The 14,578-nt window shown below is 40.1% G+C and carries 14 protein-coding genes; 9 read left to right on the top strand and 5 right to left on the bottom strand.

Translation table 11 applies throughout. The features are described 5' to 3' along the window. Window positions 1–222 precede the first annotated feature (222 nt). The 6 genes from lpdA to OQY15_RS10965 all read left to right on the top strand — a co-directional run bounded on the left by lpdA (window position 223) and on the right by OQY15_RS10965 (window position 6,230). Window positions 223–1,611, top strand: coding sequence for a dihydrolipoyl dehydrogenase (lpdA, locus tag OQY15_RS10990; protein WP_265791509.1), 1,389 nt, complete (start codon window positions 223–225; stop codon window positions 1,609–1,611). 79 nt (window positions 1,612–1,690) lie between these two features. After that, window positions 1,691–2,527, top strand: coding sequence for an MBL fold metallo-hydrolase (locus OQY15_RS10985; protein WP_265791503.1), 837 nt, complete (start codon window positions 1,691–1,693; stop codon window positions 2,525–2,527). A 53-nt stretch (window positions 2,528–2,580) separates the two neighbouring features. Next, entirely contained in the window at window positions 2,581–3,381 is an 801-nt protein-coding gene (locus tag OQY15_RS10980) for a metallophosphoesterase (protein WP_265791501.1), read from the top strand. 37 nt (window positions 3,382–3,418) lie between these two features. Beyond that, window positions 3,419–3,952, top strand: coding sequence for a hypothetical protein (locus OQY15_RS10975; protein ID WP_265791499.1), 534 nt, complete (start codon window positions 3,419–3,421; stop codon window positions 3,950–3,952). Window positions 3,953–4,226: 274 nt separating this feature from the next. Then, window positions 4,227–5,087 (top strand): RNA polymerase sigma factor RpoD/SigA, encoded by an 861-nt coding sequence (locus OQY15_RS10970; RefSeq protein ID WP_008242129.1) that lies wholly within the window; start codon window positions 4,227–4,229, stop codon window positions 5,085–5,087. A gap of 204 nt (window positions 5,088–5,291) precedes the next feature. After that, window positions 5,292–6,230 (top strand): M20/M25/M40 family metallo-hydrolase, encoded by a 939-nt coding sequence (locus OQY15_RS10965; protein WP_265791483.1) that lies wholly within the window; start codon window positions 5,292–5,294, stop codon window positions 6,228–6,230. A gap of 2 nt (window positions 6,231–6,232) precedes the next feature. Here OQY15_RS10965 and OQY15_RS10960 read toward each other — a convergent pair whose 3' ends face one another. The 4 genes from OQY15_RS10960 to OQY15_RS10945 are packed head-to-tail and all read right to left on the bottom strand — an operon-like array spanning window position 6,233 to window position 9,673. Then, window positions 6,233–7,885: a S41 family peptidase gene (locus OQY15_RS10960; RefSeq protein ID WP_265791481.1), complete on the bottom strand. Its 1,653-nt coding sequence runs from the start codon at window positions 7,883–7,885 to the stop codon at window positions 6,233–6,235. Window positions 7,886–7,919: 34 nt separating this feature from the next. Next, window positions 7,920–8,531 (bottom strand): haloacid dehalogenase, encoded by a 612-nt coding sequence (locus OQY15_RS10955; RefSeq protein WP_265791479.1) that lies wholly within the window; start codon window positions 8,529–8,531, stop codon window positions 7,920–7,922. Continuing rightward, window positions 8,531–9,019 carry a hypothetical protein gene (locus OQY15_RS10950; RefSeq protein WP_265791477.1) on the bottom strand — a complete coding sequence of 163 codons (489 nt, stop codon included), beginning with the start codon at window positions 9,017–9,019 and terminating at the stop codon, window positions 8,531–8,533. Before OQY15_RS10950 ends, OQY15_RS10955 begins: the two co-directional genes overlap by 1 nt. Before the next feature lie 3 nt (window positions 9,020–9,022). Further along, window positions 9,023–9,673: an ABC transporter ATP-binding protein gene (locus tag OQY15_RS10945; RefSeq protein WP_265791475.1), complete on the bottom strand. Its 651-nt coding sequence runs from the start codon at window positions 9,671–9,673 to the stop codon at window positions 9,023–9,025. A 132-nt stretch (window positions 9,674–9,805) separates the two neighbouring features. Between OQY15_RS10945 and sucC the strand changes: the two genes are divergently transcribed. From sucC to OQY15_RS10930, 3 genes are all read left to right on the top strand, one after another. After that, window positions 9,806–10,996: an ADP-forming succinate--CoA ligase subunit beta gene (sucC, locus tag OQY15_RS10940; RefSeq protein WP_265791473.1), complete on the top strand. Its 1,191-nt coding sequence runs from the start codon at window positions 9,806–9,808 to the stop codon at window positions 10,994–10,996. Window positions 10,997–11,528: 532 nt separating this feature from the next. Continuing rightward, window positions 11,529–12,977 (top strand): asparagine--tRNA ligase, encoded by a 1,449-nt coding sequence (gene asnS / locus OQY15_RS10935; RefSeq protein ID WP_265791471.1) that lies wholly within the window; start codon window positions 11,529–11,531, stop codon window positions 12,975–12,977. Window positions 12,978–13,072: 95 nt separating this feature from the next. Next, window positions 13,073–13,693 carry an L-threonylcarbamoyladenylate synthase gene (locus OQY15_RS10930; protein WP_265791469.1) on the top strand — a complete coding sequence of 207 codons (621 nt, stop codon included), beginning with the start codon at window positions 13,073–13,075 and terminating at the stop codon, window positions 13,691–13,693. A 91-nt stretch (window positions 13,694–13,784) separates the two neighbouring features. Here OQY15_RS10930 and trpA read toward each other — a convergent pair whose 3' ends face one another. Continuing rightward, on the bottom strand, window positions 13,785–14,552 hold the full coding sequence (gene trpA / locus OQY15_RS10925; RefSeq protein WP_265791466.1) for a tryptophan synthase subunit alpha: 768 nt from the start codon (window positions 14,550–14,552) through the stop codon (window positions 13,785–13,787). Between the last annotated feature and the right edge of the window lie 26 nt (window positions 14,553–14,578).

Genomic DNA, 14,578 nt, shown 5'->3' with positions numbered 1-14,578 from the left:
TAACTACGTCATTTATTTATCAACATTTAACAGTAATAACACAAGCTTAACTCACAGTTCAGCAGTTATTTACTCACAAAAATCCATTTTGACAGTATATTAAGGTCTGCATTATTACTATTCCTTTACAGAAAAGAGCTACACAAAAATCTAATTCGCGGTTTTAACGAACATTTTTTTTTAATTTTGGGCTTTACTTAGTTAATTCCCATTTAGAAAGATATGAACTACGATGTAATTATAATTGGTAGCGGTCCCGGCGGATACGTTGCTGCAATCAGAGCGTCACAGTTGGGTTTAAAGACTGCAATTGTAGAACGTGAATCATTAGGAGGCATCTGCCTTAACTGGGGTTGTATTCCAACCAAGGCATTGTTAAAAAGTGCTCAGGTATTTGAATATATCAATCACTCTGCTGATTATGGTATCACAACTTCAGGTGCAGATGTAGACTTTGCCGCAGTTATCAAACGCAGTCGCGGTGTAGCTGACGGAATGAGTAAAGGCGTTCAATTCTTAATGAAAAAGAATAAGATTGACGTGATCATGGGTACTGGTAAAGTAAAACCAGGAAACAAAGTAGAAATTAAAGGTGCTGATGGAGCCACAAAGGAACTGACAGCAAAAAATATTATTGTAGCTACAGGCGGTCGTTCTAAAGAACTGCCAAGTGTAAAACAGGATGGTAAAAAAATCATCGGATACAGACAGGCAATGGTGCTTCCTGAATTACCAAAATCAATGGTAGTTGTAGGTTCTGGTGCTATCGGAGTTGAGTTTGCCTATTTCTACGCAACTATGGGTACGAAAGTTACTGTGGTAGAATTCATGGATAACATTGTTCCTGTAGAAGACGAAGATATCTCTAAACAATTACTGCGCAGCTTTAAAAAAGTTGGTATTGAAGTGATGACTTCTTCAAGCGTTGAATCTGTAGATACTTCTGGCAGCGGATGTAAGGTACAGGTGAAAACCTCGTCAGGTATGCAGACTATAGAATGTGATATCGTTCTTTCTGCTGCAGGTGTGGTTGCCAACATTGAAAACCTTGGTTTAGAAGAAACTGGTATCAAAACTGAAAAAGGAAAAGTTGTTGTAGACGAATTCTACAATACTACTGTTAAAGGTTACTATGCAATCGGTGATATCGTTAGCGGACAAGCCCTGGCTCACGTAGCATCTGCAGAAGGTATTATCTGTGTAGAGAAAATTGCGGGTCATAGCCCTGAACCACTCGACTATAATAATATCCCGGGATGTACTTACTGCACACCAGAAATTGCTTCTGTAGGTTATACCGAAAAAGCGGCCAAAGCTGCAGGTTACGAATTAAAGATCGGTAAATTCCCATTCTCAGCTTCAGGTAAAGCAAGTGCTGCAGGTGCAAAAGACGGTTTTGTGAAATTAATCTTTGATGCTAAATACGGAGAATTATTAGGTGCACACATGATCGGTTTCAACGTTACAGAAATGATTGCTGAGATTGTAGTTGCCCGCAAACTGGAAACAACAGGTCATGAGATCATCAAATCTGTTCACCCTCACCCTACCATGAGTGAAGCAATTATGGAAGCTGCAGCTGATGCATACGGTGAAGTGATTCACCTGTAAGAAGCATAATAAATTCTACTAAAAACCCGTTGATATCATCAGCGGGTTTTTTAATTTTACAGAAAAGCAATTTCAGGTTATGACGCTACATACAATAGACACCGGATTTTTCAAACTTGACGGAGGCGCCATGTTTGGCGTTGTTCCAAAATCAATATGGCAGAAAACCAATCCTGCAGATGAAAATAATATGTGCACCTGGGCGATGCGCTGCCTGCTGGTGGAGGAGGGCGACCGCCTCGTCCTGATAGACACCGGCATTGGCAACAAACAGGATGAGAAATTTCTCCGCCACTATTACCTGCATGGAGATGATACACTGGAAAAATCACTTGATGCCAAGGGATTCAATGCTGACGATATCACAGACGTTTTTCTTACTCATTTGCATTTTGATCATGTTGGCGGGGCAATCATACGTGAAGACGAAAAGCTGCTGCCTGCGTTTAAAAATGCTGCCTATTGGAGCAGTGAAGACCATTGGAACTGGGCAGTGAATCCCAATCCAAGGGAGAAAGCTTCTTTTCTCAAAGAGAACATATTGCCTATACAAGAAAGCGGACAATTGAATTTCGTAGATCTGGACAAAAATCAATTTATGCCCGGATTTGAGTGGAATTTTGCTTTTGGACATACTGAAGCAATGATGATCCCTAAACTGAAATACAAGGACCGTACAGTCATTTATGCTGCCGATCTCCTACCCTCTACCGGTCATATTCCCTTACCGTATGTGATGTCCTATGATATGTTTCCACTGCAAACATTAATTGAGAAAAAAGAATTTCTGGAAGAAGCAGCAGCAAATGATTATGTAATTTATCTGGAACATGATCCTGTAAATGAATGCTGCACGGTGGAGCAGACTGAAAAAGGAATCAAATTAAAGAATATCTTTAAATTGTCAGATTTATAGAAATTACCCATTTGAGCTAAACATTTAAGATTTTCCTTCGTTTTAAATTCATAATGCGAAGAAATATATTGATTTATCTGCTCCCTATATTCTTATTGAGTTGTGGGACAGCAGAGTTTAGTCCGAACCAGAGATTTAATTCAGGTTCTCCCCAAAATGTTAATGCTACACAAATTGCAAAACTAGCGCAAAAAACTCCTGGCGCTGTCATCAGGATTGCTGTATCCAGTGATACGCATACTGCTTATGACGACAGCCGCGACTTTGTGAAATATGTGAACTCTACGGGTGGTTTTGATTTTGCTGTGCTGAATGGTGATATCACAAATTTCGGATTACTTACAGAATTTGAAGGTATTGAGAAGATATATGAAGGGTTGAATATTCCTTTCGTAACCGTAATCGGCAATCATGATGAGAATGCTGAAGGAAATTCGGTTTACCAGCGGATGTTCGGAGAAAAGAACTTTACCTTCAGTTATGGCGGAATCAAATTCATCTGCCATGATACCAACAGCAGGGAACACAGCTTTGACGGTACCGCGCCGGATATGGACTGGCTGAGGAAAAATATGGTTCCGGATGCCAATCATCCATTTTTAATCGCATTTTCTCACGTCCCTTCTTTTGATGGCGATTTCGACCCCAGTCTTCGCCAGCCATACGAACAGCTTTTCAACACTACATCAGGCGTACTGGCATCTGTACATTCACACAGGCATTCTACCGATTCTATTTATAAGCCCGACAGTACCAGCATACCTTTTATCGTTACCAATACTATCCTCAACAGAACCTTTACCGTTATAGAAATCTCAAATGGCCAACTTAGCACACATCCCGTTAGTTTTTAGAATACTCGTGCTACTTAGTTGCTGCAGTTCAGGACTGATGGCACAAGGTCGTTTTGTAAAGGCGATTATTCCTGATCAGGCGATTATCCAATACGCAGGAAGTATAGGTTATCTTAGTGCAGGTATCGGTTACAATTTCTTCAAAGAGAAAAGTACGCTCAGCTTTCACTATGGCTATGTACCAAAAAATAAGGGTGGAGAGCTCAACATCGCTGCGCTGAAGTTCGATTATAAACCTTTTGCCATCAAAATTGGTGATCAGCTGGTATTCCATCCTGTCAATCCCGTAGCATTTGTATCCTATACTTTTGGTCAGCAATTTGGCTTTGAGTTCGATTCTCAGGTTTACGAGGATGGCTATTACTGGTGGTCGCCGGCACTGAGGCAGCACCTGGGCATCACCTCAGAACTCAAAATACTGGGAGACGGAAGTTCCAAAATCAAATCCATAAGTCTGTATGCAGAAGCAAACACCAATGATTTGTATGCCATCAACTGGTATCATGACATAAAAGGGATTCCTTTTACAGACATATTCCGCCTTGGCTTTGGCATTAAGATGAATTTTTAAAATATATCTATTCCTGAGACCTGAAAATCCGCGACAACGAAAAAAACGTAATATATTATAAAACAACTAATTATTATTGATTAATAATAAAAAAACAATAAATATGAGTATATAACAGCGGGCATGACAAAAGGACTTTGGAATAATTTTTGCTGTTTAATTATTCCATAACTAAGCATTGTAAACTGTAACGTTTTCAGGAATTTATGATTTAAATTGCCTTTTAATCCTTACTTTTGCACGTTCAATACATAACGAGTACCAAAGCACATCAATGAGACAACTCAAAATCACCCAATCCATAACCAATCGCGAGAGCCAATCTCTAGACAAATATCTTCATGAGATTGGTAAAGTAGATTTAATCACCGCAGAAGAGGAAGTAATACTGGCCAGAAAGATACGTGAAGGTGACCAGGCTGCTTTAGAACGCCTTACCAAGACGAACTTACGTTTTGTGGTGTCAGTGGCGAAGCAGTACCAGAATCAGGGACTGACTTTAGGTGATTTAATTAACGAGGGTAATCTTGGTTTGATCAAAGCGGCCAAACGTTTTGACGAAACTAAAGGTTTTAAATTCATTTCCTATGCCGTGTGGTGGATACGTCAATCGATTTTGCAGGCTATTGCAGAGCAAAGCCGCATCGTGCGTTTGCCTTTAAACCAGGTTGGTTCATTGAGTAAGATCAGTAAAGCATTCTCTAAATTAGAGCAGGAATATGAGCGCGAACCTTCTCCGGAAGAACTTGCTGATATCCTTGAAACTACCGTAGATAAAATATCTGATACTTTAAGTAACTCAGGAAGACACGTATCCATGGATGCTCCTTTCGTACAGGGAGAAGAGAACACGCTTCTTGATGTTTTGGAAAACCATGAACCAAACACAGACAGCAGCTTAATTAACGAGTCGCTTTCCGAAGAGATCAAACGCTCACTGTCTACTTTAACAGAACGTGAGAGAGAAATCATCGTTCTCTTCTTTGGTCTGAGCACCAATCATCCGCTCTCTCTTGAAGAAATTGGCGAGAAATTTAACCTTACCCGCGAGCGTGTTCGTCAGATTAAAGACAAAGCGCTGCAACGCCTGCGTCATACATCACGTAGTAAAATATTGAAATCATATTTAGGCTAACAGAGCCATCCTTCATGTCATACGAGGCTGTCATTTTATTATGGCAGCCTCGTTGCGTTTTGAGGAACATAAAATTTCTCGTTATCAATCAATGAGATACCTCAACAAATTTAATTTTTTTCATTGTCCCTTGATGTGTCATTAATTTGTAATATATTAGGCTTTACCAAATACAGTAAATAGCTACGACTAATACCTATTGTTATGAAATTATATCTTCTCTTGCCCCTGGTAATGACATTGGGTTGCCATGCGGTAAAAACATCTAACCTTCCGGCGCATTCAGATCAGTTATTAAAGGATGTACAAACGCTTTCGTCTGATGCTTATGAAGGTAGAAAGACAGGTACAAAGGGAGCCGAAATGGCCAGAACATATATCACGAAGAGGTTTAAAGAAATAGGACTCAAATCCTTCCCTCTCCTCAACACCTATCAGCAGGCATTTTCTTTCTCAGGAATTGATGATCCAAAAATTCAGGGTAAAAATATGATCGGTTATATCGCCGGTTCCAGTAGCAAAGTGATTGTGATCTCCGCTCACTATGATCATCTTGGCGTCATTAACGGCAAGATCTTTAACGGCGCTGACGATAATGCCTCGGGCGTAGCAGGGATGCTGAAGATAGCTGCTCATTTTGCTAAAAACAAGCCGAACTATACATTGATATTTGCGGCATTTGATGCTGAGGAATTTGGCAGAAAGGGATCTGAACATTTTGTCAGTCATCTTCCGATTGATATTAAAAGGATTAAGCTGAATATCAATTTGGATATGATCAGCCATAATGACAAAGGCGAGCTATACGCAACGGGCACTTATAAAAACCCGCAGCTAAAAAATTATATCGTAACTACCAATCCTGATCTAAAGATCCTTTTTGGTCATGATAATCCTAAACTGGGGGTTGACGACTGGACGGAACAAAGTGATCAGGCTGCCTTTAATAGCAAGAATATTCCATTTGTGTATTTTGGTGTTGAAGATCACCGTGATTATCACAAAAGCACGGATACTTTCGAGAATATCAACCAGCAGTTCTTTATCAATGCTGCCAACAGCATCTTAGAGATTGTTGACAACTTTGATAAAGATCGTACTGTGCAAAGGAGCTTTAGAGAAAAGTTGCAGTCGAGGAGATAAGGTTATTTCCTGATTCTTGTTCTATTCTCAATCATCCCGTTAAACTCGCTGTTCACTGGTTTCATATCTGTAAAATTCAGTGAAGCAGCTCTGGTTCTTTCTGTAACAGTGCTGGTGGCACTCTGACTCGTAGATCCCGGAGCAATCAGGTTCAAAGCGGCAGCGAGATTGCTCTCTCTTTCATCGCCAAAAGGATAGGTAGAATTGTCACTTACTGTTGTTCCCGGCACCATTCCCGTATAATATCCCCCCTCTTTGTTTGCGTTTTGTGTTTCAAATAAAGGCATATAAACCTCATACCTGTTTTCGAGTGTGATCGGGAAAAAGCCCACCGGTTTTCCATAGGTAGTGCGTCCTACCAATTGCACATTCATGTAAGGTTTGAGCGCATTGATTAACAACTCACTTGCTGATGCTGTGCTGGCACTTACAATAAATACAACATTGGTCACACTATTCAAAGAGCCCTTCTTCGAGAAGTTGGTAGTATTTCCTGCCGGAGTATAATCAAGATCATCATATGTGACAATTTTACCTTCTTGTCTTTGAATCTTCCCATCTGAAGTTAACAGGGGTTGATTACTTAAAATGGTTTTTGTTGTGCGAGCTTTTGCTTGCATCGTGGGGTTGTATATCTCTGTAAACATTGTTTTACCTGCAACACCTGCCGGAGCAATTAAATTTGCGAGATACTCAGCAGTATTGATATACCCACCCCCATTATAACGAAGATCAACAACCAGGTCTGTAACTCCTGCTGCAGCAAAACTCGCAAATGCAGGATCAAGATTGGCGTCACTTGGTGCACTCAGATTCGTTAGCGTTGAGAACCGTGCAAAAGCCAGATAGCCGATTTTTTTACCCGCTCTGGTAATCACTTTGGATGTATACACAGGGCTACTTTTGTAGGACGTCTTAGTTAAGGTGACACTAAAAGGCACTTTATCTACATAATTAACACCTTCAATTTTCACAGATGCACCATCTAAAGAATTTATGATAGATGCATTCTCAGTAGAATAGCTAATACCTGAAATCGAATTTCCATTTATTTTTTGAATCTGCCAGCCACGCTGTACACCATTAGCAGCAGCAGATGAACCTGGATATACAGCAGTAATCAGAAGCACGAAGCTACCGTTTTCACGACTATCACTGGTGAGATAGAAAATTGGTCTGATACCAATATCAAAGCCATTACCTTCAGTATCCACACTTGCGCGGCTATTTATACTCGCACTGGCATCAGGGTTATCTTGTGTTTTATCATTAATATAAGAGTACTTAGGATATAGATTTCCTTCACCACTATATTCAAAGGGTTTATTTGTTGTTGGATTATTCGAATACTGGCTGATTTTATACAACTCATCATCATAATTATCCAGGTCCGCAGACTTACCAGAAAATTGTCTTGGATTAAACGCACTATACTCCGGCAATGCATCATTCCAGAAATAGATCTGTTTTGCATAGAGAAAAATCGAATCCAGCGTAAGCTGCTTTCTTGAGCCAGCTGTTGGAACCCCGGTTGTAGTCACCGGCGTGGTTGTCAGATCTTCGTGACTACTCTTTTTGCAGGACGCCATGATGCCCATCAAAACAATAAATACAAAGAAAATACTAAATCGATTTTTAGTAAAAAGGTCTTTCATAGGGTTGCAATATATACTTCTGGTAATTACGCAATTAAGTTACAGAAAGATTGTCTACAGAAACAAACCTCAAAGTGTTAAAATATGCTAAATCGGCACCTGCTTTCGTACCGCCTACAATGAGTATTTCATCACTATCCAGCTCATTCTCTATACAGATCCTATCAATTGCTCCTTCGTATCCGTTTTCCATTTCGTTAAGAAAATAGACCTTTAAATACCTTTCAAGACCGTTCCATTCCATTTGCCTGATTTTATTGAGCTGTTCTTCAGGCTTTCCATCCAGCAGTAAGAAGATCGGTTTACCTGCTTCCTGTACAGCTTTAAGGAAATCAAGTACTTGTGCAAAAAGCAATAGTTTTAATGGCAGCCGCGCATTTTGCTGCAGCAAATCAAAATTAATATGATATTTCTCTGGCAAATTAAATCGTGCAGCAGTTTTTTCAAAGATGCCTGCCCGACCTTCCTCGCGGTAAGTTTCTTCCATAAAATGAATGATTCCGGAGGCCTCAACCTGTTCGCCGTATTCTATGAACTGTGCAAACAGATAATAAACCTGCAACCAGTAATCCTTGGCCGGATAAAGTACGTCATCCAGTTCAAAAACAAAGCCCTTGTTCTCCTTTATATAATTCTCAGCAACCATTATGAAATTGTAAATAGGGTATATTTTAGACCTTCAGGTGTTTCTTCAATATAGAATACGCCGTTCAATTCTCCGGCATGATCATGTGCGATGGCAGGCGCTGAAGTATAAATCAGTTCACCCCTATCGTATACCGCCCAGTTCTGCATATTAGCAGCGCCTGTTAACGGATACTTCCCGAAGGTAAGCAGGTCCGGCAAAAGCACATGAATATTAAATTCTTCAAAAAGGACCGCCGATTTTACTACCGCCTCCAGCTCAAAAGCATGAAGTGGCAAAAGACGCTCTGCATTCTGATCCAGGCATGCGCTGAGCAAATTGTGGGCTGTGATTTCTTCATTTCTTTCACCAAGACTTACAAACTGGTATTGCGCGGATGAGAATGAAGGCGCTTCGCCGTAATCGGCCAGCAGAACCTGATCTCCGCTGAATGCTTTTAATAATTTTAGTGCCTGGGAAGATTTCCCCCCGGTGATTAGTGTCTTCAAATTTTATACGATTAGACCATCTTTCATGGTAACTACCCTGTCGCTGATTTCGGCAAGGTCTTCATTATGGGTAACGATTACAAAAGTCTGCTTAAAATTATCCCGCAGTGTGATAAAAAACTGGTGCAACGATTGTGCGTTCGCAGAATCGAGGTTACCAGAGGGCTCATCTGCCAGAATAATAGAGGGTTCATTGATGAGTGCCCTTGCCACGGCAATACGCTGCTGTTCCCCTCCGGAAAGTTCATTGGGCTTATGTGACGAACGGTCTTTTAAACCGAGCAGATCCATCAGTTCGAGTGCACGTGTCTCTGCATGTTTTTTGCTTTTTTTAGCAATAAAAGCTGGTATGCAAATATTTTCCAGGGCTGTAAACTCGGGAAGAAGGTGATGAAACTGAAATACAAAACCGATATTTTCATTTCTGAAAATACTCAGCAGTCCGCCTGACAACTTATTTACTTTGGTGCCGTTCAATTCCACAGTACCCTCATCAGGCTTATCCAGCGTGCCCAGGATATGCAATAGCGTACTCTTGCCGGCACCGGAAGCGCCTATGATACTTACAATCTCTCCCTTACTGACCTCAAAATCTACACCTTTGAGGATGGGAAGATTCCCGTAAGCTTTTTTAATACCTGTGGCTTTTAGCATCTAGCAAACTTACAAAAAGTTGAGATTAAATGTAGATAACGTTAATATTACACCTTTTAATGCGGGATAAAAGCCAGAATAAGTTTTTAAAACCAATCTGAAATTGTAGATTTGGATCAAATTTTTCAGCTAATGAATATACACGAATATCAAGGTAAAGAAATACTTAAAAGTTTTGGTGTTGCCGTACAAGAGGGCATAGTAGCCGAAACTGTTGAGCAGGCTGTTGAAGCTGCTAAAAAGATGAAAGCAGACTATAACTCTGACTGGGTAGTGATTAAAGCACAAATCCATGCCGGTGGCCGGGGAAAAGGTGGTGGTGTTAAATTAGCCAAAAACCTGGACGAGGTTAAACAAAGAGCTACCGACATTTTAGGTATGCAACTGGTTACTCCTCAAACCGGAGCTGAAGGTAAAAAAGTAAATAAAATTCTGGTAGCCCAGGATGTTTACTATCCAGGTGCTTCTGAAACAAAAGAATTCTATGTGAGCGTTTTATTAAACCGCGCTGCAGGAAGAAACATCATTATGTATTCTACTGAAGGCGGTATGGATATCGAAGAAGTAGCTGAGCATACTCCTCATTTGATTTTTAAAGAAGAAGTTGACCCTAAAGTTGGTCTTCAAGGTTTCCAGGCGCGTAAAATCGCTTTCAACCTTGGTTTAAGCGGCGCTGCATTCAAAGAAATGGTGAAATTTGTTACCGCTTTATACAAAGCTTATGACAACACTGATTCTGCCATGTTTGAAATCAACCCTGTTTTGAAAACTTCAGACGATAAAATCATTGCTGTTGATGCTAAAGTTGATTTAGATGAAAATGCTTTATTCCGTCATGCTGATTATGCAGCAATGCGTGATAAACTGGAAGAAGATCCTACAGATGTTGAAGCAAGTGAATCTAACCTTAACTATGTAAAGCTTGACGGAAACGTTGGCTGTATGGTTAATGGTGCTGGTTTAGCAATGGCTACAATGGATATCATTAAAATTGCCGGTGGTGAGCCTGCTAACTTCCTTGATGTAGGTGGTACTGCAAATGCACAAACGGTTAAAGCTGGTTTTAACATTATCCTTAAAGATCCGAATGTTAAAGCTATCCTGATTAACATTTTTGGTGGTATCGTTCGTTGTGACCGTGTTGCACAAGGTGTAATTGATGCTTACAATGAAATTGGTGATATCCCTGTTCCAATTATCTGCCGTTTACAAGGTACAAATGCTGAAGAAGCTAAAAAATTAATTGATGAATCAGGACTTAAAGTATACTCTGCAATCGCATTGAAAGATGCAGCTGCCCTGGTTACTGAAGTTTTAGCTTAGTTCCTGACTAAGGCATAATACCTATTATATTATACAATGCCAGTTGTTCATTCAATTGGCATTTTTTTTTGCCATTACATTTTGTAAAAATTCCCTGTAAACAAAAAAATCCTCCAACTTTTCAGTCGGAGGATTTTTTAAACCAAATATAAATTAAACGAGCAATACAAACATACGACTTTTCTAAACAAATGCAACATATATTTTGTTTTTTTCATCATAAAAATCAAAATACAACAACAAAACATCTATTTATATAGATAAATAACACATATCAATAGTTTTATCTAATTAAAATCACCAAAATGTTCCATATAAATTAGCAAAACAACCATAAAAGCTGCGTTAATTATAAAAATAATACCGAATTATCATTAATAAAACGACAAACACCTGCAATTTTTAAAAAAATCTTCTATAATTCATTCCAATTACCAATTTTAACTAAATAATACAGACATGAAACTTCCCCGCGATCTCAGTATAATTTCTAAATGGAAATCCTTATTTTTGAGCGCTCCACAAGAAAATCATGATTAAAAGAGAAAAAGTAAAAAGCCTGTTAGAAACAACGGATTTTAACAGAGATGTAACCGTAATGGGTTGGGTAAGAACCTTCCGCAACAATCAGTTTATTGCCATCAATGATGGATCATGTATGGGTAATATCCAGATCGTGGTGGATTTTGCAAATACTGCAGAAGATTTATTAAAAAGAATTACTACCGGAGCTGCAATCGCTGTTACAGGCACACTTATTGAATCTCTGGGTAAAGGACAAAAAGTAGAGGTGAAAGCCACCACGATAGAAATCCTTGGCGATAGTGATCCGGAAAAATTCCCTTTACAACCAAAGAAACACAGCCTGGAATTCCTCAGGGAGATTGCACACCTGCGTTTCCGCACCAATACCTTTAATGCCGTTTTTAAAGTGCGCCATGCGCTTTCATTTGCTATACACCAATTTTACAATGAAAGAGGTTTTGTATACATGCACACTCCAGTGATTACAGCTTCTGATGCTGAAGGCGCCGGCGAGATGTTTAAGGTAACGACACTGGATTTCGATAACACGCCAAGAACTGAAGATGGGAAGATAGACTTCTCTGAAGACTTTTTTGGTCGTGCTACAAACCTCACTGTTTCAGGACAGCTGGAAGGTGAACTCGCAGCAATGGCATTCGGACAGATTTACACCTTCGGTCCTACCTTCCGTGCAGAGAACTCCAACACTACGCGTCACCTTGCAGAATTCTGGATGATTGAACCTGAGGTTGCTTTTGCAGACCTGGAGGACAATATGCAACTGGCTGAGGACATGATGAAATATGTAATCAGCTATGCCCTGGAGAACTGTAAAGAAGAGATAGAATTTTTAAACAGCCGCCTGCTGGAAGATGAAAAAACAAAACCTCAGAACGAACGTTCAGAGCTTTCATTAATAGAAAAGTTGAATTTCTGCCTTAACAATGAATTCCAGCGTCTTACTTATACTGAAGCGATCGCGATATTAAGGTCATCAAAACCAAATCAGAAAAAGCAATTCAAATACCTCATTAATGAATGGGGAGCGGATCTGCAATCTGAGCATGAGCGTTTCCTGGTAGAGAAGCATTTTAAGAAACCGGTAATCTTAACGGATTATCCCGCAGATATCAAATCTTTCTACATGCGCCAGAATGAACCTGATGCTGAAGGAAGGAAAACCGTTGCTGCCATGGACATCCTTTTCCCTGGTATAGGTGAAATGATCGGTGGTTCTCAGCGTGAGGAACGTCTGGATAAACTGACGCAGCGTATGCAAGAGCTGAACATCCCGCAGGAAGAACTGTGGTGGTACCTTGATACCAGGAAATTCGGTTCTGCGCCACATGCGGGCTTCGGACTGGGTTTCGAGCGACTGGTGCTTTTCGTAACTGGTATGACCAATATCAGAGATGTAATCGCATTTCCGCGCTACCCTAAAAATGCTGAATTCTAAAATACAGAATATAAAAAAAGCTCCCTCTCCGGGGAGCTTTTTTTATGTCTTGCCATCCCGGAAGAATACACGATAGTTTTTTAGTAAATTTGCACATGCTTATCAAAATATATCCGGAGAATCCTAATCCCAAGGCCATCGAACAGGTAGTCGAGGTACTTAAAAAAGGAGGAATTATCATTTATCCTACAGATACCGTTTACGGATTAGGATGCGATATTACCAATCAAAGGGCTATAGAAAAGATTTGCCAGATCAGGGGAATCAAACCTGAAAAAGCAAATTTCTCTTTTATCTGTTCAGACCTGAGCCATATTTCAGATTTTGTAAAACCGATCGATACCACTGTGTTCCGCCTCTTGAAAAAGGCATTACCCGGGCCATTTACCTTTATCTTTAACGCAAACAACAACGTTCCGAAGCTGCTCAGCTCCAACAAGAAAACCGTCGGCATCAGGGTACCCGATAATGACATTGCACGCGAAATTGTAAAAGCTTTGGGAAATCCGATCTTGTCTACCTCCATCAAGGATGATGACGAACTGATAGAATATTCAACAGATCCGGAGCTGATCCATGAGAAATACGAAGATCTTGTAGACCTTGTAATTGACGGCGGTTATGGAGGAAACGAGCCTTCAACCGTAGTAGACTGCACCATGGGCGACTTTGAGATTATCCGTGAAGGAAAGGGTATACTGGAGAATTACCTCTAGAAAAAATGAAAATAGCCTGATAACGGCTTGACGTTCTTTTGCGTAGCAAACTAATGCAGCCGTTATCAGGCTATTTAATTTTTCCCATCAATTATCTGAAGTTTTTCATAAACCCATCAATGCTCTCCTTAAGATTGCCCTCAGCAATCGCCTTTACAAAGGCAGTACCGATGATTCCTCCATTGGCATATTTACAGGCCTTATCAAAAGTTTCCTTACTGCTGATCCCAAAACCGATCATCGTAGGATTACTCAGCTCCATAGCGGCAATCCTGGAAAAATAGGTTGTCGTAGCATCCGAAACATCCAAGTTTTTACCCGTAGTAGCCGAAGAGGAAAGCAGGTAAATGAATCCATTGCTCAGGGCATCTATTTTCCTGATACGCTCTTCAGAAGTTTGTGGCGTCACGAGAAATATATTACAAAGATCGTTATCCAAAAACACATCTTTATATAACTCTTCATACTCGTACATTGGCAGATCTGGTACAATACAGCCGTCAACGCCTACTTCCACACATGCTTTACAGAAATTTTCAACTCCATACTGCAATACAGGATTTACATATCCCATCAGTAAGACAGGAATACTTACCTTCTTACGCAGGTCCTTCAGCTGTTCGAATAAAAGATTGAGGTCCATCCCGCTGTCAAGCGACTGCTTACTGCTGGCCTGAATGACAGGACCATCAGCAACAGGGTCTGAGTAAGGGAAACCTATTTCCAGCATATCTGCACCTGCTTCCTGCAAAGCTTCGGCAATGGCAATGGTATCCCCTAAACCAGGATAACCTGCAGTATAGTAGATGGAAAGTATATTATTTTTTTTCTCTTTAAATAACTGGTTAATTCTGTTCATTTGATGTTAGTATAATAAAGTTGCCC

The organism is Pedobacter sp. MC2016-15, assembly GCF_026239695.1.
Lineage (GTDB): Bacteria > Bacteroidota > Bacteroidia > Sphingobacteriales > Sphingobacteriaceae > Pedobacter.
Note: the sequence above shows the minus strand (reverse complement) of the source record. Positions and strands in the feature narration are given on the sequence as shown.